Origin of the sequence: Sorangium sp. KYC3313 (genome assembly GCF_052075895.1) — a bacterium.
Taxonomy (GTDB): domain Bacteria; phylum Myxococcota_A; class Polyangia; order Polyangiales; family Polyangiaceae; genus Sorangium; species Sorangium cellulosum_B.
Map to the genome: position 1 here is coordinate 271,484 of NZ_CP197255.1, position 19,364 is coordinate 290,847.

Annotated in this window: 14 protein-coding genes; 7 read left to right on the forward strand and 7 right to left on the reverse strand. The window is 71.5% G+C overall.

Annotated features, from left to right (window positions below; genetic code table 11):
* Window positions 1–43: 43 nt before the first annotated feature.
* Window positions 44–916, reverse strand: a complete 873-nt coding sequence (locus ACSRUE_RS01095; protein ID WP_441289401.1) for a LysR family transcriptional regulator — start codon at window positions 914–916, stop codon at window positions 44–46.
* 268 nt (window positions 917–1,184) lie between these two features.
* Between ACSRUE_RS01095 and leuC the strand changes: the two genes are divergently transcribed.
* From leuC to ACSRUE_RS01120, 5 genes are all read left to right on the forward strand, one after another.
* Window positions 1,185–2,594 carry a 3-isopropylmalate dehydratase large subunit gene (gene leuC / locus ACSRUE_RS01100; protein WP_441289402.1) on the forward strand — a complete coding sequence of 470 codons (1,410 nt, stop codon included), beginning with the start codon at window positions 1,185–1,187 and terminating at the stop codon, window positions 2,592–2,594.
* A gap of 27 nt (window positions 2,595–2,621) precedes the next feature.
* Window positions 2,622–3,239 (forward strand): 3-isopropylmalate dehydratase small subunit, encoded by a 618-nt coding sequence (leuD, locus tag ACSRUE_RS01105; protein ID WP_437762246.1) that lies wholly within the window; start codon window positions 2,622–2,624, stop codon window positions 3,237–3,239.
* Window positions 3,240–4,105: 866 nt separating this feature from the next.
* On the forward strand, window positions 4,106–5,482 hold the full coding sequence (locus ACSRUE_RS01110; protein ID WP_441289403.1) for a hypothetical protein: 1,377 nt from the start codon (window positions 4,106–4,108) through the stop codon (window positions 5,480–5,482).
* 271 nt (window positions 5,483–5,753) lie between these two features.
* Window positions 5,754–5,999, forward strand: coding sequence for a hypothetical protein (locus ACSRUE_RS01115; protein WP_441293206.1), 246 nt, complete (start codon window positions 5,754–5,756; stop codon window positions 5,997–5,999).
* An 819-nt stretch (window positions 6,000–6,818) separates the two neighbouring features.
* The gene (locus tag ACSRUE_RS01120) at window positions 6,819–9,335 is read left to right on the forward strand and encodes a glycoside hydrolase family 31 protein (RefSeq protein ID WP_441289404.1); all 2,517 of its coding nucleotides are present in this window, start codon (window positions 6,819–6,821) and stop codon (window positions 9,333–9,335) included.
* Between the two features lie 40 nt (window positions 9,336–9,375).
* Here ACSRUE_RS01120 and ACSRUE_RS01125 read toward each other — a convergent pair whose 3' ends face one another.
* Genes ACSRUE_RS01125 through ACSRUE_RS01140 form a run of 4 tightly spaced genes read right to left on the reverse strand, consistent with a single transcriptional unit; the run spans window position 9,376 to window position 12,704 of the window.
* Window positions 9,376–10,086, reverse strand: coding sequence for a lycopene cyclase domain-containing protein (locus ACSRUE_RS01125; RefSeq protein ID WP_441289405.1), 711 nt, complete (start codon window positions 10,084–10,086; stop codon window positions 9,376–9,378).
* Between the two features lie 13 nt (window positions 10,087–10,099).
* Window positions 10,100–11,017, reverse strand: coding sequence for a prenyltransferase (locus ACSRUE_RS01130; protein WP_441289406.1), 918 nt, complete (start codon window positions 11,015–11,017; stop codon window positions 10,100–10,102).
* Complete coding sequence (locus ACSRUE_RS01135; RefSeq protein ID WP_441289407.1) at window positions 11,014–11,748, reverse strand: ferrochelatase; 735 nt, start codon at window positions 11,746–11,748, stop codon at window positions 11,014–11,016. Before ACSRUE_RS01135 ends, ACSRUE_RS01130 begins: the two co-directional genes overlap by 4 nt.
* On the reverse strand, window positions 11,745–12,704 hold the full coding sequence (locus ACSRUE_RS01140; RefSeq protein WP_441289408.1) for a prenyltransferase: 960 nt from the start codon (window positions 12,702–12,704) through the stop codon (window positions 11,745–11,747). The genes ACSRUE_RS01135 and ACSRUE_RS01140 overlap by 4 nt, the downstream gene beginning before the upstream one ends.
* A 252-nt stretch (window positions 12,705–12,956) precedes the next feature.
* Here ACSRUE_RS01140 and ACSRUE_RS01145 point away from each other — a divergent pair, with 252 nt between their 5' ends.
* On the forward strand, window positions 12,957–16,718 hold the full coding sequence (locus ACSRUE_RS01145; protein WP_441289409.1) for a UvrD-helicase domain-containing protein: 3,762 nt from the start codon (window positions 12,957–12,959) through the stop codon (window positions 16,716–16,718).
* A 76-nt stretch (window positions 16,719–16,794) separates the two neighbouring features.
* A complete protein-coding gene (locus ACSRUE_RS01150) occupies window positions 16,795–17,421 on the forward strand; it encodes a Uma2 family endonuclease (protein ID WP_441289410.1) in 627 nt (208 codons plus the stop codon).
* A gap of 10 nt (window positions 17,422–17,431) precedes the next feature.
* Here the strand turns inward: ACSRUE_RS01150 and ACSRUE_RS01155 are convergent, their stop codons facing one another.
* On the reverse strand, window positions 17,432–18,118 hold the full coding sequence (locus ACSRUE_RS01155) for a hypothetical protein (protein ID WP_441289411.1): 687 nt from the start codon (window positions 18,116–18,118) through the stop codon (window positions 17,432–17,434).
* Between the two features lie 648 nt (window positions 18,119–18,766).
* A complete protein-coding gene (locus ACSRUE_RS01160) occupies window positions 18,767–19,294 on the reverse strand; it encodes a hypothetical protein (protein ID WP_441289412.1) in 528 nt (175 codons plus the stop codon).
* Window positions 19,295–19,364 lie beyond the last annotated feature (70 nt).

Consider the following 19,364-nt stretch of genomic DNA (forward strand, 5'->3'; position numbering starts at 1 on the left):
CGCCCCCGTCCACCTGACGGGCGGCGGCGCGCCTCGCGCGGTGTCAGCCGCCGAGCAGCGCGCGCGTCCGCTGCTCCGCGCGGCGCCCCTCGGCGGCGAGCCGCTCGATGAAGCGCTCGACGATCGGATTGCGCCGGAAATTCTCGCGCGTCATCAGCTCGACGGGCAGCGGATCGACCTCCGCGACCTCGACGTCGAGCCGCGAGCGCGCCACCTCGGTCAGCGCAAGCGCCGGCGCGAGGCCGATGCCGAGCCCGCCGGAGACGTACGAGACGAGGAGCGACACGCTCGACACGTCGATCGTCGAGATGGGCCGGATCCGCTCGCGATCCAGGTACGCGTCGAGCATCCGCCGCCCCACGCTGCCGGGCGCCAGCCGGAGCAGCGGCTCGTGCCGGAGCCGCTCGCGCAGCGCCGGCGCCGTGCCCTTGAGCCGCGGCCCCACCCAGAGGAACGGCTGCACGAACAGCGGCTGCTTCACGAGGTCGCCGCCCGCCGAGGACGCCGACGCGAGGCCCAGATCCACCTCGCCGCGCTCCACCCCCCGCGCGGCGTCGACCGAGTTCGCCGTCGTGATCGCGAACCGCACCGGCGCGCGCTTCTCGAGCATCTGGCGGATCACCGGCACGAGCAGCCCCTTGCCGAGGTAGTCGCTCGCCGCCACGCGCAGGGTCGTCGACGGCTCCCCCGCCAGCTCCGAGAGCAGCTCGAACACCCCCTCCGCCTGGTCGAACAGCCGCGTGATCGCGCCGAGGGCCGCCTCGCCGGCCGGGCTCAGCCGCACGCCGCGGCCGTCGCGCTCGAACAGCGCCACCCCGAAGCGCTCCTCCACCCGGCGCACCTGCTGGCTGATCGCCGACGGCGTCTTGTGCAGCCGCCGCGCCGCCTCGGCGACCGAGCCCGAACGGGCCACCATCAACACGTCCTCGAGCGCTGGGAGCAGCGACGCGTCCATGTAGCTTTACTTAATCGATCGTGAAAAAAGTTTCATTCGACTTAATTCTCTCGCGCCCGCATAGTCATGCCGCCCGCCCGACGTTGAACCGCCAGACCGGCGGCGGCCGGCCGCCTTCGAGGGAGGCCGCTGGCGCGCCCTGGCGCCGGCGTCGGGCCGGTCCGCTTCGCTTCGCACGCCGTCCCCTTCACCCCCTTCACCCGATTCCAGCGCACCGCGAGAGGCCATCATGGGTAAGAGTCTCTATGACAAGGTTTGGGACCTCCACAAAGTCCGCACGTTGCCGAGCGGCGAGGACCAGCTCTTCATCGGCCTTCACCTGATCCACGAGGTGACGAGCCCCCAGGCGTTCGGGATGCTGCGCGATCTCGGCCTGCAGGTGAGCATGCCCGAGCGGACGTTCGCGACGCTCGATCACATCGTCCCGACCGACAACCGCAAGCGGCCGTTCAAGGACACGCTGGCGGAGGGGATGGTCGACGCGCTCAAGAAGGCGTGCACCGAGCAGGGCGTCACGTTCTTCGATCTCGAGTCGGGGCGGCAGGGCATCGTGCACATCATCGGCCCCGAGCTCGGCCTCACGCAGCCGGGCATGACGATCGCGTGCGGCGACTCGCACACGTCGACGCACGGCGCGTTCGGCGCGATCGCGTTCGGGATCGGGACGACGCAGGTGCGCGACGTGCTCGCCACGCAGACGCTGAGCCTCCAGCGGCTCAAGGTCCGGCGGATCCAGGTGGAGGGCAAGCTCGGGCCGGGCGTCTACGCGAAGGACATCATCCTCGAGATCATCCGCCGGCTCGGCGTGTCCGGCGGCACGGGCTACGCGTACGAGTACGGCGGGTCGACCATCGAGGGGTTCTCGATGGAGGAGCGGATGACCCTGTGCAACATGTCGATCGAGGGCGGCGCCCGGGTCGGCTATGTGAACCCTGACCAGGCGACGTTCGAGTACATGAAGGGGCGTCCGTACGCGCCGAAGGGTGAGGCGTGGGAGAAGGCGCTCGAGTACTGGCGCTCGATCGCGTCGGACGAGGACGCGCGTTACGACGACGTCGTCCGGATCGACGCGAGCGAGATCGCGCCGACGGTCACCTGGGGCATCACGCCGGGGCAGGCGATCTCGGTGAAGGAGAAGGTCCCGGCGGCCGAGGACGTGGCGAACGAGTCCGAGCGGGCGCTGATCCGCGAGGCGCTCGAGTACATGCGGCTCGAGGGCGGCAAGCCGATCGAGGGGACGAAGATCAACGTGGCGTTCATCGGGAGCTGCACGAACGGCCGCCTCTCGGATTTCCGGGAGGTCGCGCGGCGCATCCAGGGGCACAGGGTCGCGCCGCACGTGCGCGCGCTGGCCGTCCCGGGGTCGATGGAGGTGGCGCGCGCGGCCGAGGCCGAGGGGCTGGACCGGGTCTTCCGCGAGGCGGGCTTCGAGTGGCGCGAGCCGGGCTGCTCGATGTGTCTGGCGATGAACCCCGACAAGCTCATCGGGGATGAGCTGTGCGCCTCCTCGTCCAACCGCAACTTCAAGGGCAGGCAGGGGAGCCCCACCGGGCGCACCGTGCTCATGAGCCCGGTGATGGTCGCGGCGGCCGCCGTCCGCGGCGAGATCGCCGACGCTCGTGACGTGTTCGGCATCTGACGACGCTCGCACCCGAGGGAGATCCCAATGGCACTCGATTTGATTCAATCCGTCACCGGTCGCGCCGTTCACGTTCCGGGAGACGACATCGACACGGACCGCATCATCCCGGCGCGCTTCCTGAAGTGCGTCACCTTCGACGGCATCGGCGAGCACCTCTTCCGGGACGTGCGCTTCGACGAGCGCGGCGAGAAGCGGGAGCACCCGCTGAACGACCCGCGCTTCGCGGGGGCCACGGTGCTGATCGCCGATCGCAACTTCGGCTGCGGGTCGTCGCGCGAGCACGCGCCGCAGTCGATCGCGAAGGCGGGCTTCAAGGCCGTCATCGCCGAGAGCTTCGCCGAGATCTTCTTCGGCAACTCGACGACGCTCGGCATCCCCTGCGTCTCGGTGAGCCGCGAGGACCGCGCCGCGCTCGTGGCGCGCGTGAACGCCGACCCGAAGACCCCCGTCACGGTCGACCTGCAGGGGCAGGTCATCCGGGCGGGGAGCGATCTCACGGTGCCCTTCACGATCAAGCCGGGCGCGCGCGAGTCGCTGATCCGGGGCACCTGGGATCCGATCGCCCAGCTGCTCGAGGGGGCCGCGGAGGTCCGGCAGGTGGCGGCGCGGCTGCCCTACGTGCAGGCCGCCTCCGCGCAATAGCTCCGCGCTCGATCGGGGCGCTGCCCCAACCTGGGGCGCGCGAGCAAGCACCTCAACCTGGGTCGGGTTTTCCAGGGTCGGGTCATCCAAACCTCAACCTGGGTCGGGTTTTCCAGGGTCGAGCACCTCAACCTGGGTCGCTATCCCGACCCGGGTCGCCTCCGCCCCCGCGAACCTCAACCTGGGTCGGGTCATCCCCGCGAACCTCAACCTGGGTCGGGTCATCCCCGCGAACCTCAACCTGGGTCGGGTCATCCACAACCTGGGTCGGGTCATCCCACAGCCGAACCTCAACCTGGGTCGGGTCGTCCCAGCCGCCCCCCTCCGTGGCGCCGGTTGGCTCAACGTGACACGTAGGCAGCGCTCGCCGTCACACTATGGCCCCGTCGCGCTGAGCAAATGCGCGCAGCGGGCGCCGCGCGGCCGCGAAAAGCCGGCCGATACGCGTCGCTCCGTGCGGCCGGCGACGCCACCGAGCAGGCGGACGCGCCTGGCACGTCCAGTGCTTTATCTCCACGCGAGCTCTGCGAGTCGGCGCTGAGACGCCGCGCGCAGCAGCGCTCGCATGCCGCGGCGCAGAGCCATCGTTCCTTGATCGCGTGTCGCGCACAGGCACGCAGGATGGAGTACCCCCCATGCGTTTCGCGATCTTCCCCTCTCTTATCTCACGTTCGTCAGCCGCTCGCTCCTCTCTCCAGGGTCTGATTGCGCTCTCCGCGCTCGTTGTGCTCACCGGCGCCAAGGGGCAGGGCTGTGGGCGCGTGGATGAGCCATCACCGCCGCCAGAGCCCGACTGCGGGCCTGGCTTTCACTGGGAGACGGTCTGTTCACCGTGCGAGATCGGCGAGATGTGCGAGGAGCAGTGTGTGCCGGACAGCATCTGTCCTCCTGACTGGAGCGAGCAGACCATCTGCCGCGGCGGCACCACCTCTTCGGGTCAGGGTGGCTTCGCCGGCGGCACCGCCATGCCCGTCGATCCGGCCGAGTGCTGGACCGAGTGCATCCCGCCGCAGCCGTACTGCCCGCCGGGCACGATCGAGCAGACCGTGTGTGGCGGCTCCGGCGGCTGGGGCAGCGCCAGCGCTGTCGGCTCCGGCGGCTGGGGCGCTGGCGGCATGCCGATGCCTCCCGAGCCGTGCTGGACCGAGTGTGTGCCCATCGAGCCCTACTGCCCGCCCGGCACCGCCCCGCAGACCTTCTGCGACGAAGGCACCACCGTCACCAGCAGCACCACCGGCGGCGCCGGCGGCTCGGGTGGCTGGGCGGGCACCGGCGGCGCCGATGGGGGCGCGAGCCCGCCGTACCCCGGCGGCGGCTGCTGGACCGAGTGCGTGCCCACCGAGCCCTACTGCCCGCCCGGCACCACCCCGCAGACCTACTGCGACGGCGGCACCTCCGTCACCAGCAGCACCAGTGTCGGCGTCGGCGGCTCGGGCGGCTGGGCGGGCACCGGCGGCGCCGGCGGCGCCGGCGGCGCCGGCGGGGGCACCGCGGGCGGTGAGATCGGCGGCAGCGATCCCGGCTTCGCCGCGCCGCGCCCCCCCGACGGCGGCTGCTGGACCGAGTGCGTGCCCACCGAGCCCTACTGCCCGCCGAACAGCATCCCGCAGACCATTTGCGGCGGCAGCGCCGTCTCGGTCGGCAGCTCGGGCAGCACCGGTACCGGCATGGGCGGCAGCAGCCCGTACCCCGGCCAGGAGTACTGCTGGACCGAGTGCGTGCCCGTCGAGCCCTACTGCCCGCCGGGCACCACCCAGCAGACCATCTGCGAGGGCGGCATGCCCGAAACGAGCAGCAGCAGCGGCACCGGTATGGGCGGCATGCCCTTCCCCGGCGGCGGCTGCTGGACCGAGTGCGTGCCCACCGAGCCCTACTGCCCGCCGAACACCATCCCGCAGACCGTCTGCGGCGGCGGCAGCTCCGTCTCTGTCGGCAGCTCGGGCAGCACCGGCACCGGCGTGGGCGGCATGCCGTATCCCGGCGATTGCTGGACCGACTGCGTGCCCGTCGAGCCTTACTGCCCGCCGGGCATGATCGAGCAGAAGGTCTGCTCCGGAAGCAGCAGCAGCAGCACGGGTACCGGCATGGGCGGCGCCGACTCGTACACCGGTGAATGCTGGCTCGAGTGCGTGGAGGGAGCCACCTGCCCCCCCGGCGCGATCATCCGGACCATCTGCGAGGAGACGAGCGTCGGCGGCTCCGCCCCGGTCTGCCGGCAGGAGTGCGTGCTGATGCTGCCGTGACGCGGCGAGCGCGGGTGATCCCCCCGACCGCGGGAGGTCTCGACAGCGCAACCGCGCCTCCCGCGCCCTCCAGCGCCGCCACGCCCATCGAATGACGAAAGCGCCGGGAGCGCCAGGGGAAGCACGATCCCCTGGCGCTCCCGGCGTATCCGCGTTCCAGCACAGCACCGCCCCGGCCCAGCGCCGCCGCACGCCACCGGCGTTCGCAGGCGATCCGACCCCGCACGCGCCGCAGCACGCGGTCCGTCGTGCGCGCTGGGATGCCGACGCCGTGCGCGATGACCTCCGCGCCTCCGTCGTCGAGCATGATGGTCCGACCGACATCGCCGACTACGCCGTCCAGGTCAAGGCAACCACCTCGCTGTTCGACGTGATCCGTTCCGTTGAACGCCGCTGGTCGATTGAAGAGCGCTTTGAGAGGGCGATGGACGAGGTCCGCTTCGACCACGATGAGGTTCGCAGTCTCATCGGCTGGTACCGCCACATCCCCCTGACGCTCTTTGCGCGCGCCTCCTGACGGCTCATCGGGCAGCCTCCGACGCTTCGCGCTGGTCTGGCGGTCCGGCGGTGACCGTGGTCAGCCGTCACCCTCTTGACGCGACGCTCCGGAGGAGCCCCGCCAGCCTCGTCCTCCCTCGGGCTCGAGGATGCCCGCGGGCCCGTTGATTGGAATTGACTCCGGCCATGTGAGCGTTCACATTGCAGTCGAGGGCCATCCTTTCGTCTCGGCTTGCTCGGATCGTCACGGGCACTGCGTTCTTCGTCGTCTGTTCGCTTTTGGTCGATTTTTGAACCGATTCTCTTCGCTCGGCCTTCGCGAACGCAGCTGCCGATCGAGGGTGATTGGCGTTTTACAAGGGCGATCCACCAGAGAACACGGCCACCATCGATGATTCGACGCATGTCGTGAAAGCCTGGGGGCTGCCCGCCGGAGATGGGCAGGCCGTGCCGCTGCAGCCGAGCTCCTGCGGTAAGTACTCCCGAGGGACCTCGCGTTGAGCACGAACGGGATCCCCCTCAGGGCGATCTGATCAGGCGTACACGGCCGGCCGCCCTGCGGCTCCGGCACCGTCTTCGGTGATAGCGGTTCAAGTCGCTCCCGGAGCTCGTCCGACATCGGCAGCTCGATCAGTCCGTGTCCTGCCGCGCGCCCGCCTCTCCCGAGAGAGCGGGTTCAGCGGCCTATTTCCAGGTGCTCTTACGCCGTTCAGCGGCGCGAAGCGTAGGCGGAAACAGCCCGTGCCCCGATCGCACGGAGACAGCCCGCACTCTTACAGCTGGCATAAACTATTGAATTCATAAGAACCATCATGAACTCCGTTGCTTGCGAGGAGCCATGCGAAACTTGATTAACCGGTATCTCTACGCGGTTCTGGCCGGCCTCTTGCCGCTCGGCGGCGCATGCTCGAGCGGGTCCGACAACCCCGGTACGGGCGCCGGCGGCACGTCGACCAGCGCGGCTGGCACGACCACCGGGGAGGGGGGAGGCGGTACGACCGCCGCGGCCGGGGCCGGCGGAGGCGGCGGCTCCGGAGGCCAGGGGGGCGACGACGACCAGCTGGCTTGCCCGCCTGCGCCTCCAGAAACCGGGCTTTATGCCGCCGACGCCACCGGCGTCACCTTCAACCTGGAGACCGGCCTGCTGAGGCTGGAGATCTGCGACGAGAGCATCATCAGGGTCCGGTACACCACGGGCCCTTCCATCCCCGACAAAGAATCTCTATCTGTCAACAACAAGTGGGACAAGCCGAGCTTCTGCGTCGCGGAGAGCCCGGAGGCCGTGACGATCACCACGTCGCGACTGAAGGTCAGCGTCGACACGACCAACGGGCTGGTCACATATGCCGACTTGAACGACGCCGTCGTCCTGTCGGAAGACAGCAAGACCTTGACCCCCGCGACCGTCGAGGGGGTCAGCACGCACCGCGTCGAGACCGTCTTCAACTCCCCCGCCGACGAGGCCCTGTTCGGTCTTGGCCAGCACCAGGACAACGTGATGAATCGCAAAGGAACGACCCGGCGAATCGTCAACGTCAACACGGAGATCAACGTCCCGGTATTGGTGTCCAACAAGGGCTACGGGATCTTCTGGGACAACTACTCCTCCTCGAACTTCGACGGGACCAAGTCGAACAACAGCAAGTACAGCTATTCGTCCGAAGCCGGCGAGATGGTGGACTACTACTTCTTCTATGGTCCGAGCATCGACCAGGTCGTCGCCCGATACCGCACCGCGACCGGCGCGGCCCCGTTGTTCCCGAAGTGGGCCTACGGGCTCTTCCAGTCGAAGGACAAGTACGGCAGCCAGGCCGAGCTGCTGCGGATCAAGGACGGCTACCGCAACAACGACATTCCGGTCGACTGCATCGTTCAAGACTGGGATTACTGGACCCCGTACGCGTGGGGCTCCCACTTCATGGATGAAGGCCGCTATCCAGATCCAGCGTCTCTCATCGCCGAGATGCACAAGGCCAACGTTCACACGATGATATCGATCTGGCCGGTGTATCAACGCGTGAACACCGAGCGGAAGGCGGGAGAGCTGGACAACTACAACGCGCTCGACAAGATCGGGGCCCTGTACCCCAGCGGCGGCACACACCATTTCTATGACACATTCAACCCCGCCGCCAGAGCGCTGGTGTACCAGCAGATCCACGATCGCCTGCTGGGGCCGCACGGCTGGGACGGCATCTGGGCGGATAACACCGAACCGCAGGCCTACCCGGACCCCGTGAACGTGCGGGCGGCCGACACAGCGCTCGGCAAGGGGGCGCTGTACCTGAACGCTTATCCCCTGGGACACGCCGCGGGAGTGTACGAGCATTGGCGTGGCGTCGGCCCGAAGCAGAAGCGAGTCTACGTCCTCACCCGCAGCGCCTTCGCCGGCCAGCAGCGATACGCCACGACGTGCTGGTCGGGAGACATCGACAGCAATTTCGCGACCTATGCCAAGCAGATCCCCGCCGGGCTCAATTTCTCGCTCGCGGGGATGCCCTATTGGACCACGGATATCGGCGGGTACTGGGGGCACAACGTGAACTGGACCACCAGCGCGAACAATGAGCTCTTTACCCGCTGGTTTCAGTATGGCGCCTTCTCCCCGATCTTCCGGATTCATGGAGGCGGATCGAGGGAATTGTACAGCAACAGCTGGAGCGCCGCCACCAAGGCCAACCTCCTCAAGATCGACAATCTGCGCTATCGGCTGATGCCTTACATCTACTCATTGGCATGGAAGGTGACCAGCGACGGCTACACCATGATGCGGCACTTGGTATTCGACTATCCCGATGATGCGAATGTATTCAACATCAAGGATCAGTTCCTGTTCGGCCCTGCGTTGCTGGTCAACCCCGTGACCGCCGCGGGCGCTACCAGCCGCTCCGTCTATCTTCCCGCGGGAACCTGGTACGATTTCTGGACAGGCTCGGCGACAGACGGCGGGCGTACGGCGTCGGTGCCCGCGCCGCTGAGCGAAATACCGCTCTTCGTCAAGGCGGGCTCGATCGTCCCCATGGGCCCCAGCATCCAGTATGCGACGCAGAGCATCGACCCGCTGGAGGTCCGGATCTATACAGGCCAAGACGGGTCCTTCACTCTCTACGAGGACGAGGGGGACAGCTACGACTATGAGGACGGCCAGTACTCGCTGATTCCATTCACATGGAACGAGTCCACCAAGGAGTTGACCATCGGGGCGAGGAAGGGAAGCTACGCCGGAATGCCGGCCAGCAGGACGTTCAGGATCGTGCGGGTAGGCGCCGCCCATGGCGCCGGCGTCGACGTCACCGCGGCTCCAGATCAAGTGGTCACGTACAGCGGCTCCGAGGTGGTTGTAGCCGCGAACTGAGCGACGGCCGTTGACGCTCAGGCGGTTCGATCGCCTCATTTCAATCCACGGCGCTTCCGGCGTGTCCGTAGCTGAACGCGAAGGCCCACGCCGGGAACACCGTGGCCACGAAGCCCGCGCCGAGCCCGTAGAGGAGCTCGTCGAGCGGCACGCCGAGCAGCGCCCTCCCCGGCAGCAGCGCGCTGGGCCGCCAGGTGCGCTCGAACACGCCGGGCACGAGCGCCGCGAAGACGAGGCACAGGCCGAGGTAGAGGGCCGCCGACAGGAGCGCTCCGAGCAGGCCCGGCACGAGCAGATCGCGGCGCGCCGCGATGAGCGCCGCGGCGACCGCCATCATCACCGCCACCGCGGCGTAGAGCACGGGCACCCCCGCCGCGACCAGCGCCCCGGCCGCCGCGAGCGCGAGCGCGATCACCGCCGCCGCCCGCAACCACGGTCGCGCGCGCGGCGCCCCCTGCGCCGCGCAGGGCACCGGCGCGCGGCGGAACACCACGGCATAGACGGTCGAGGAAAATCCGCTGAGCCCGACGACGAACAGCACGTCCTCGATGCCGAACCCGATCCGATCGGCCAGGTCGAACAGGAACTTCGGGGCCCAGTACCTCGGGTAGAACAGCCGCTCGGTCGCCGCGAACGGCAGCGAGGCGAGCGCCATCCGCTTCATCACGGGGCGCAGATCCGGGCGCGCCAGCCAGATGACGGCCCCCGGCAGGAGGAAGAGCGACGAGAGCAGCAGGAACTCGTGCGACATCGCGCCTCGCTCCTCAGCGCGCGGCGAGGGCGATGAGGGTCGATCCGACCAGCGACAGCGTCGCCGCGCCCGCCGCCGCGACCCGGACCAGCAGCAGGCGCGAGCCCGGCGGCGCCGGGCGGGCCAGCAGCACGACGAGCGCCGCCGCCGCCGGCGCGAGCAGGCCCGCCCCAGAGCGCAGGCCCACCGCGCCCAGGCCGACCGGCGCGAGCACGAGCGAGAGCCCGTTCAGGAGGACCACACACCGAGCCGCCCGCTCTCCGCCCACGCGCACGGGCAGCGTCCGCTTGCCGCTCTCGCGATCCGAGGGCTCGTCCGGGAGCGCGGTGGCGATCGCGCAGCCGAGGTGGCTCGGCAGCAGGAACGCGAGCAGCGCAAAGGGGAAGCGCGCCGGGTCGCCCCCCTGGGCAATGTAGCCGTAGAGCGGCAGGACCGCGCCGACGCCGACCATCTGGAGCAGCTCCCCGCCGCCGCGGTACGACAGGCGAAGCGGCGGGTAGCTGTAGGCCCAGAGGAGGAGGAGCGCCGCGATCGCCAGGAGCACGAGGAGCGGCGCCGCGGCCGTCGCCAGCGCCGCGGCGAGCGCCGTCGAGACGGCCACGAGCGCCGCGACGCACACGACGGCCGCGGCGCCGAGCGCGCGGGGCGAGAGGCGCCCCTCGACCAGCACGCGCGAGCCGCCCGAGAAGGGCGTGGCGGTCCGGTTGCGGCGATCGGTCTCCTGGTCGGCGACGTCGTTCGCGTAGACGATGAAGAGCTGGTTCAGCAGGCCGAACAGCTGGACCGCCGCGAGCGTCCCCACGTCGAGCGGCCGGCCGGCCGCACGCGCGCCGACGAGCTGCCCGAGCAGCAGCGGGAGCGCGATGCTCGGCTGCGAGGCCAGCCGCGACGCATCGAGCCACGCTCGAAGCGCGCCCGGCCGGGCGCTCATCGCCCGTCGCCCCGCGACAGGCCGAGGCGATCGGCCAGCTTGGCGCGCAGATCGGTGAAGGGGAGGTCCCAGCGGCGCTCGCCGTCGAGGCGCCAGGCCTTGAGCGGGATCAGGTCGACCTGGGCGAGCAGGCAGTGGAGCTGCGACTCCTCGTGCGGCTCGCGGATGAACGAGAAGGGGTTGCGGTACTCCCGGCCGTTCAGCTGCGAGTACTTGCGGTCGTTGCTGGCCACGAGCTCGACGAGCGCCCGCTGCCGGCCGTCGAGGTAATCGAAGAACGAGACGTCGAAGGGCCCGACGCCCGCGCGCTCCTCCGGCTTGCGCATCACCCAGCGAGCCCAGTCGTAGCCGTAGAGGAAGTCGTGCGCGTAGCGGAACCGCAGCTTCGACTTGTTGCCGAAGCCCAGGCAGAGCGACACCACGCGGCGGGCGAAGTCGCCGATCGCGGGCGCGCTCCCGGCCTGCCACAGGCAGCAGGCCAGGTAGTCGAGATCCCAGAAGATGTTGTCGGGGAAGTTGTCGGCGACCGCGCAGATCACCTCGCCGAGCCCGCGGGCAAAGGCGCGCGCCCGCTCGGCGTCCTCGCTGCCGTTCACGATCTGCTCGATCAGGGCGACGGGGGTGGGCGCGCACGGCCGGTCCGGCGCGACCGAGGCCCGCGCGCCCAAGAGGGGCGTGAGGCGCGCGAGCGCGTCGCGCTCCTCCGGGGGGATGACCGCGACGCCCGTCATGTCGGCCCTCCCCCGGCGCGGAGCCCGGCGGCGAGCAGGGCCGCCGACAGGGCGACGATGCCCCACTGGATCGCGCGGTGGAGCTCGCGCTTGTAGGCCGCCTGCGCGGCGAAGGCGCTCGTCACCGCCTCGGGGCTCTTCTCGAGGAGCCGCGCCCTGAAGAAGAGCGCCACGGCCGCCGCCGGCGCGACCGACCAGAGCGGCGGCGCGTCCTCGGCGAGGAGGGACGCCGCGAGCCAGAGGAGCGGGCCGAGGCCGGCGAGGGCCTCGGTGACCCGGCGCGTGGCCGCATTGCCGAGCAGCGTGGCCACGGTGCGCTTGCCGCCGGCGCGGTCGCTCTGCTCGTCGGACAGCCCGCTGGCCAGCGCGCTCGCCAGCGCGAGCACGAGCAACCCCGGCAGGAGCGCGACGAGCCACGCCGGCGCCAGCGCGCCGCACTGGGCATACGCGTGCAGCGCGGGGAGCACGCCGCCGACGCCGACCATCTCGAGGAGCTCGCCGCCGCCGCGGTAGTTGAGCCTGAGCGGCGGCAGCGTGTACGCGACGAAGACGAGCTGGCCGAGCGCGGCCAGGGGCAGCAGCAGCGGGCGATCGAGCGCGGCGCCGGCCCCCCAGGCCATGAGCAACGCGGAGACACCGGCCCCGAGCCCGGCGAGCAGGAGCGCCTTGGCGGGGAGGATGCCGTCCGGGATGGTCTTCGGCGAGCAGCCGTCCGGGAACATGCTTCGCTTGAGGGCGTCCACCTCGCGATCGCCCCAGTCGTTCAGGAGCACGACGAAGGCGACGTCGGCCATCATCCACAGCGCGCCGAAGGCGAGGGCCCCTGCGGACAGCCGGCCGGCGACGGCCGCGCCCACCGCGTGCCCGTAGGCGGCCGGGACGAGCACCTTGGGCCAGCTCGCGGGTTTGAGCGCGTACGCCCACCGCGCTCCAGGGCTCATCGACTCGAGGCGCATGGATCAGCTCTCTCTGCTGCTAGCACAAGAACATCCACGCTCAGCGGCTACATGAGCCCGTCCGGAAAACGGACCGTCCTTCCGCCGGGCACGGCAGCGTTTCCTTCGACGCCGATCTGAGCCACCTTACTCCCCCTCGACAGCCTCCCTACGCGACCCAGTGCGGCACGTCCTCCTCCCCTCCCCGAGCCTGGCCGGCGCGCTCCTGCCGCGCGCCCCCGGGCAGCGCCTCGATCCCGCGCGGAGGCGCGCGTGACCGCCGACGCGCCCCGGCCGCGCGGCGCGCGGGAGCTCGCGGATGAGCCCGCCCGCCGCCGCATCCGCGACGATCTGCGGACGACGCTCGTCGTCGAGGCCGCCGCGGGCACCGGCAAGACCACCGCGCTCGTGTCGCGGATCGTCGCCGTGCTGCGGAGGGCGCCCGAGGAGGGCGGCGGGACGCTCGATCGCATCGTCGCGGTGACCTTCACGGAGAAGGCGGCCGGCGAGATGAAGCTGCGCCTCCGGGCCGAGATCGAGCGGGCGCGCAGCGACCCGGGCGCAGGCCCGGCGGAGCGCGCGCGGCTCGACGAGGCGCTCGCGCACCTGGAGGCGGCGCGCATCGGGACCATCCACTCCTTCTGCGCCGACCTCCTGCGCGAGTGGCCGGTCGAGGCGCGCGTCGACCCGCTGTTCCAGGTCGCGGCCGCGGATCAGGCCGAGGCGCTCTTCGACCAGGCCTTCGACGCCTGGTTCCAGCGCACCCTGAACGACCCGCCCGAGGGCGTGCGCCGGATCCTGCGCCGGCGCCCGCGCGACGGCGCGCAGGGCCCGCGCGACCTGCTCCGGAGCGCGGCGTTCAGGCTCGCCGAGCACCGCGACTTCACGCGCCCCTGGCGGCGCGATCCGTTCGACCGCGAGCGCGCGATCGACGAGCTCCTGGACCGCCTCGCCGCGCTCGCCGACCTGGGCGCCGAGGCCGACCGGGAGGGCGACTACCTCGCGCAGAGCCTCCGGAACCTCGACCGCTACCTCGCGGAGCTCCGCCGCCGCGAGGAGGTCACGGGCGGGCGCGACCACGACGGCCTGGAGGCCGAGCTCGGCGACGTCGCGCGCTGGAAGGAATGGCGCTGGAAGGGCTCAGGCAAGGCGTTCGGCGGGGATCTCACGCGCGCCGAGGTGCTCGCGCAGCGCGACCGCGTGAAGGCCGAGCTCGACGCCGTGCTCACGGCCGCGAGCGCCGACCTCGCCGCCTGCCTCTCGCGGGAGCTCCGGCCGCCCATCGAGGCGTACGACGCGCTCAAGGCCCGCGCCGGCAAGCTCGACTTCCTCGACCTGCTGCTCTGCGCCCGGGATCTCCTCCGCTCGAGCCGCGGCGTGCGCGAGGAGCTCAACCTCCGCTTCTCGCACCTCTTCGTCGACGAGTTCCAGGACACCGACCCGCTCCAGGCGGAGATCCTGCTCCTGCTCGCGGCCGACGACGTCTCCGAGGCCGACTGGACGCGCGCGCGCCCGGTGCCTGGCAAGCTGTTCGTGGTCGGCGATCCGAAGCAGTCGATCTACCGCTTCCGCCGCGCCGAGGTCGCGCTCTACGAGGCGACCAAGGCCCGACTCGTCGCGTGCGGCGCGAGCGTCCTGTACCTGTCGACGAGCTTCCGCAGCGCCCCGTCGATCCAGGAGGCCGTCAACGCGGCGTTCGCGCCGCTGATGCAGGGAGGCGCCGCGGAGGGCGAGCGCGCGGCGACCCAGGCGCGGTACGTCGCGCTCGAGCGGTTCCGGGACGATCCGCCGGAGCAGCCGGCGGTCATCGCGCTCCCGGTGCCGCGGCCTTACGGCGACTTCGGCAAGATCTCCGATTTCCGTGTGCGGCAGTCGATCCCGGACGCCGTCGGCGCCTTCGTCCACCACCTCATCCACGGCGGCGCGGGCGCCGGCGCGGCGCTGGACGGTGACGGCGCGCGGCGCTGGACGGTGACGGAGCGCGAGCGCCCTGGCCAGCGGGTGCCGCTCGAGGCGCGGCACATCTGTCTTCTGTTCAAGCGGTTCCAGACCTTCGGGGAGGACGCGACCCGCGCCTACGTGCGGGCGCTCGAGGCGCGCCGGATCCCGCACGTGCTCGTGGGCGGACGGTCGTTCCACGATCGCGAGGAGGTGATGGCGGTGCGGAGCGCGCTGCTCGCGATCGAGTGGCCGGACGACGAGCTCAGCGTCTACGCGACGCTGCGCGGGCCCCTCTTCGCGCTGACGGACGACGTGCTCCTGCTCTACCGCGACCGGTTCCGGCGCTTGCACCCGCTGTTTCAACCGCCGGACGACGGCGCGCTCGATCTCGCGGTGGAGGGCGGGGCGCGGCCGCTCCGGGAGGTCGCGGAGGCGCTCGCGGTGCTCGGCAGGCTGCACCGCGAGCGCAACCGGCGGCCGATCGCGGACACCCTCGGCGGGCTCCTCGACGAGACGCGCGCGCACGCGGGCATCGCGATCTGGCCGACGGGGGAGCAAGCGCTCGCGAACGTGCTGCGGGTGATGGATCTCGGGCGGCGCTTCGAGGCGGCCGGCGCGACGTCGTTCCGCGCGTTCGTGGAGCGGCTCGAGCTCGACGCCGAGCGGGGTGAGGTCGCGGAAGCGCCGGTCGTCGAGGAGGGGACGGAGGGCGTGCGGATCATGACGGTGCACCGGGCCAAGGGGCTCGAGTTCCCGGTGGTGATCCTGGCGGATCCGGCGTCGCCGGCGGTGCACCAGCTCCCGTCGCGGCACGTGGATCCGGAGCTCGGCCTGTGGGCGGAGCCGATCGCCGGCTGCGTGCCCGCGGAGCTCGTCGAGCGCCGCGACGAGGTGCTGCGCCGCGATCGCGAGGAGGCGGTGCGGCTCGCGTACGTGGCGGCGACGCGCGCGCGCGAGCTCCTGGTGGTGCCCGCGGTGGGCGACGCGCGCCCGGGCGACGGCACGAGCGACGGCTGGCTCGACGTGCTGCACCCCGTACTCTACCCGGCGCCGCGCGAGCGGCGGAGCCCTCGGCGCTGCGACGATCTCGGCTGCCCTCCGTTCGGGACCGACACGGTGCTGGAGCGCCCGGCGCGGTGCGAGGCCGACGAGCGGGACGCGGTCGCGCCGGGGGAGCACGCGCCGATGGCGGGCTCGCACCGCGTCGTGTGGTGGGATCCTGGCGCGCTCGACCTGGATCGCGAGCCGGAGGCGGGGCTGCGGCAGCAGCGGATCCTGCAGGCGGACGCGAGCGGCGCCGGGGCGGGCGTGGCGGCGGTGAGCGCCGGACCAGCGGGCGCCGGGGTCCTCGGGAGCAGCGGGGCGACCGCGAGCGCCGTGCTGGCAGGAGAGCTCGGGCAGCGCGGGCACGAGGCATGGCAGGAGGCGCGGCGGCGGGCGATCGTGGACGGCTCGATGGCGGCGGTCCGCGTGAAGACGGCGACGGAGATCAGCCACGAGGCGGCGGAAGCGGTAGCGGCGGCGGCCGGAGCGGGGGCGGCTGCCGCGCAGCGGAGCGGCGGCGGGGCGGCGCGCGGGGAGAGGGCGGACGCGCTGCCGGTGATCTCGTTCGAGCAGACGGAGATCGCGCGCGAGGGCCGGCCCTACGGCAAGCGGTTCGGGACGCTGGTGCACGCGGTGCTGGCCGAGGTGGATCTCCGTGCGGGCGAGGACGAGGTGAGGACGGTGGCGGCGGCGCAGGCGCGGATGCTCGGGGCACCCGCCGAGGAGGTCGACGCGGCGGTCGCGGCGGCGGTCGCGGCGCTCGATCACCCGCTGCTCCGGCGCGCGGCGGTGAGCGCCGCGTGCGGGGCGTGCGAGCGGGAGACGCCGCTGCTCCTGCGGCTCGAGGACGGGACGATCGCCGAGGGCATCGTCGACCTCTCGTTCCGCGAGAGCGTCGGCGACGTGGGCGTCTGGACCGTGGTCGACTTCAAGACCGGCTCCGACGCGGGCACGGCGCACGCGGCGCAGGAGGCGCAGGTGCGCCTCTACGTGCAGGCGATCGCGGAGGCGACGGGCGAGAGGGCGAGAGGCGTGGTGCTCCGGGTGTGAGGGGCGCCGCCGGACGCGGAGGGAGGCCCGTGGGTGGCGCGTCGCAGGAAGCCCGTGCGGTGGTACGATGGGTGCCATGGGTTCGACAGCGACAGCGGAGATCCTCCGACCTGAGCTGATGACGCTGGAGCAGTGGGCCGACCTGGAGGAGGACCAGCCGGGTGAGCTCCTGGACGGTCGTCTCGTGGAGGAAGAGGCGCCGACGACGCTGCACGAAGCGGTGGTCAGCTGGCTGATCGAGGTGCTGCGCGGATGGGCCCGACCGCGGGGCGGCTGGGTGTTCGGCTCGGAGTACAAGCTCGGCATGTCGGCGCGGCGCGGGCGAAAGGCCGACGTGTGCATGTACGCCCCGGGCGCGCCTCTCCGCGGCCGCGATGCGCTCTCCCGGATCCCCCCGACCGTGGTGGTCGAGGTGCTCTCGCAACGGCCGCGCGACGTGCGGCGCGACCGGATGGAGAAGACCCTCGAGTACGCCCGCTTCGGGGTGCGCTGGTACTGGCTCGTGGATCCGGACGCGCAGCTCTTCGAGCTGTACGAGCTCGGCCCCGACGGGTACTACGTGCAGCGCTTGCCCGCCTCGGAAGGGAAGGTGCGCGTACCGGGGCTGGACGGGCTGGAGCTCGATCTGGATGCGCTGTGGGCCGAGGTGGCGCCGCTCCTGGACGACGACGCGCCGAAGCGGGACGAGAGCGGCGACAGGTGAGCCGGGGGCCTCAGGCCGGCGCTGCCGCGGGCGCCTCGGCCGGCTTCGCCCTGGAGCGCCGCTTCTTCGGCGCCTGGACGGCTCCGAGCGGCGCGAACACGGCCTTGTAGGTGCCTTCGTCCTCGTCCCAGGCGGCCGCGGCGTGCTTCCTCAGCTTCCGGAGCGCCTTGGACCACTCGGGCAGGAGGGCGTCCCGCTCCGCGAGCGCCTTCGCGAAGGCGGCCTGCGGCTTGGTGAGCTTGGCGAGCGCGGCCTCGAGCGCCGCGGCGTCCTTCAAGAGCTTCGCGGCCGCCCTCGCCACGTCGCTCGGCGGTTTCCGCTTGAGGAGCGCGGCGACGAGCTCGCGGCCCGCCCTGGGCTCGTCGGCGTAGGGCAGCGACGTGAGCTGGCTGGGGGAGTGCTTCGAGTAGCCGGCGAACGGGTTCTGGCGTTTGCCCAGCCCGGCGCCGACCGTCTTGTCCGCGAGGGTGCTCACGCTCTCGTCGAACGCGTCGTCGGCGTCCCCTACGGCGTCGAGCGCAGCGTCGCGCCGCTCGCGCGCGGCGTCGGCGCGCGCCGCGGCCGCCTCGTACCCGGCGTGCGCCTGCTTGAAGGCGGCGGCGTGCGGTTTGACGGCGGCAGGGACGGTCACGTCGCCAAGCCGTTCGAGAATGGCTGCGCCGTAGCTTCGGTTCTCTGCGATGTTGGTCTTGCTCATGCGAGTGCTCCTTCGCGAGAGGGTTGGTCGGATGACGGATCGCGGAATCGTCGCGCGGCGGCGGCATGCGCCGCAAGCGCCTCGGCAAAATCCCGACGCGCCGACGGGGACTCTCCGGCGGGTGGCGCGGCTCGGCGGCGAGGGATGAGGCAATCGCCTCGGGGGAGCCGTGTCGGGCGGCGGGACACCGCGAAACCGGAGCCGGGGGACGGCTATCGGCGGCGCAGGACGGCCAAACCCGCCCAGGTTTCGGCGTTCGGGGGAGCGGAACGGCGAAACCTGGGCGACGTCGCGGCGTTCGGGGCATGGCTAGACGCGAGCACGGTGCTGACGCACACCCTGCTGGTCCCGCGCGACGGGCTGAGCGGCATCAACGACCTATGGACGCTGACTCGCTGGCATCGACGGCCCCAGTCGGCGAGTCACAGTTGTAGCCACCGAGGTAGGTCGTCACTGGAGCGACAGTAGCGCACGTAGCCTCGCTGTACGCCTGCTCCACCTCGGCGACGTCCTCGTCGACCGGATCGACCCCGTCGACCTAGAAGCCGGAGCGCTGCCCGCGCGAGCAGCCGCAAGGCCGTGACATGTCACGCAGCAGGCCGTGACATGTCACGCAGCGGGCCGTGGGCGCCGGGGTCCGACGGGCGCTCACCGCCGGCCGGGGGTCCGCACGAACCGCTCGTCGTCCACGGTGGTGGGGAAATCGTCGGCGTCGATGTGCTTGTACAGGTCGCCGTCGCGGATCTCGTAGCGCATGTACACGACGGGCTCCTCGATGGACTCCTCGACTCCATCCTGCAGGATGCGGGTGTACTCGAGCGCGATGTGGCCACGCTCGGTGTTGTACGAGGTGACGCGCGCGTAGAGGTCACGCGAAGCGCCCATGTACGGAAAGCGGTGGTGGAAGCTCGTCGCGCTCAGCTCGATGAGCGAGCCGTCGTCCTCGCTGACCCACGTGCCCACGAAGGGCAGGCGCTGTGTCTCGTCCCTCCGGGACTCCGGCTCATCCGCCGCGAGCGTGGGCTCGGGCGCGCCAGGGCGCGAGGGCGGAAGGACGAGCTCGACCGGGGCGGCGGCCCCAGACGACAGCTGAGCTGGCGAGGGACCGCAGCCGATGGAGTGGAGCGTCGCGAGCACAAGGGCGGCGCAGGTCGCCCCAAAGCCACGTCGGTGCATCGGACGAGTCTACACGGACCGGCGGAGCGGGAGGCCGCCGCGGCCGTGCTCCCGGCCGGACAGGCGGCCG

Excerpts from the sequence above, each read along its gene's own strand:
- ACSRUE_RS01095 (WP_441289401.1), bottom strand. The coding sequence starts at position 916 with ATGGTGGCCCGTTCGGGCTCGGTCGCCGAGGCGGCGCGGCGGCTGCAC.
- leuC (WP_441289402.1), top strand. The coding sequence starts at position 1,185 with ATGGGTAAGAGTCTCTATGACAAGGTTTGGGACCTCCACAAAGTCCGC.
- leuD (WP_437762246.1), top strand. The coding sequence starts at position 2,622 with ATGGCACTCGATTTGATTCAATCCGTCACCGGTCGCGCCGTTCACGTT.
- ACSRUE_RS01120 (WP_441289404.1), top strand. The coding sequence starts at position 6,819 with ATGCGAAACTTGATTAACCGGTATCTCTACGCGGTTCTGGCCGGCCTC.
- ACSRUE_RS01125 (WP_441289405.1), bottom strand. The coding sequence starts at position 10,086 with ATGTCGCACGAGTTCCTGCTGCTCTCGTCGCTCTTCCTCCTGCCGGGG.
- ACSRUE_RS01130 (WP_441289406.1), bottom strand. The coding sequence starts at position 11,017 with ATGAGCGCCCGGCCGGGCGCGCTTCGAGCGTGGCTCGATGCGTCGCGG.
- ACSRUE_RS01135 (WP_441289407.1), bottom strand. The coding sequence starts at position 11,748 with ATGACGGGCGTCGCGGTCATCCCCCCGGAGGAGCGCGACGCGCTCGCG.
- ACSRUE_RS01140 (WP_441289408.1), bottom strand. The coding sequence starts at position 12,704 with ATGCGCCTCGAGTCGATGAGCCCTGGAGCGCGGTGGGCGTACGCGCTC.
- ACSRUE_RS01150 (WP_441289410.1), top strand. The coding sequence starts at position 16,795 with ATGGGTTCGACAGCGACAGCGGAGATCCTCCGACCTGAGCTGATGACG.
- ACSRUE_RS01155 (WP_441289411.1), bottom strand. The coding sequence starts at position 18,118 with ATGAGCAAGACCAACATCGCAGAGAACCGAAGCTACGGCGCAGCCATT.
- ACSRUE_RS01160 (WP_441289412.1), bottom strand. The coding sequence starts at position 19,294 with ATGCACCGACGTGGCTTTGGGGCGACCTGCGCCGCCCTTGTGCTCGCG.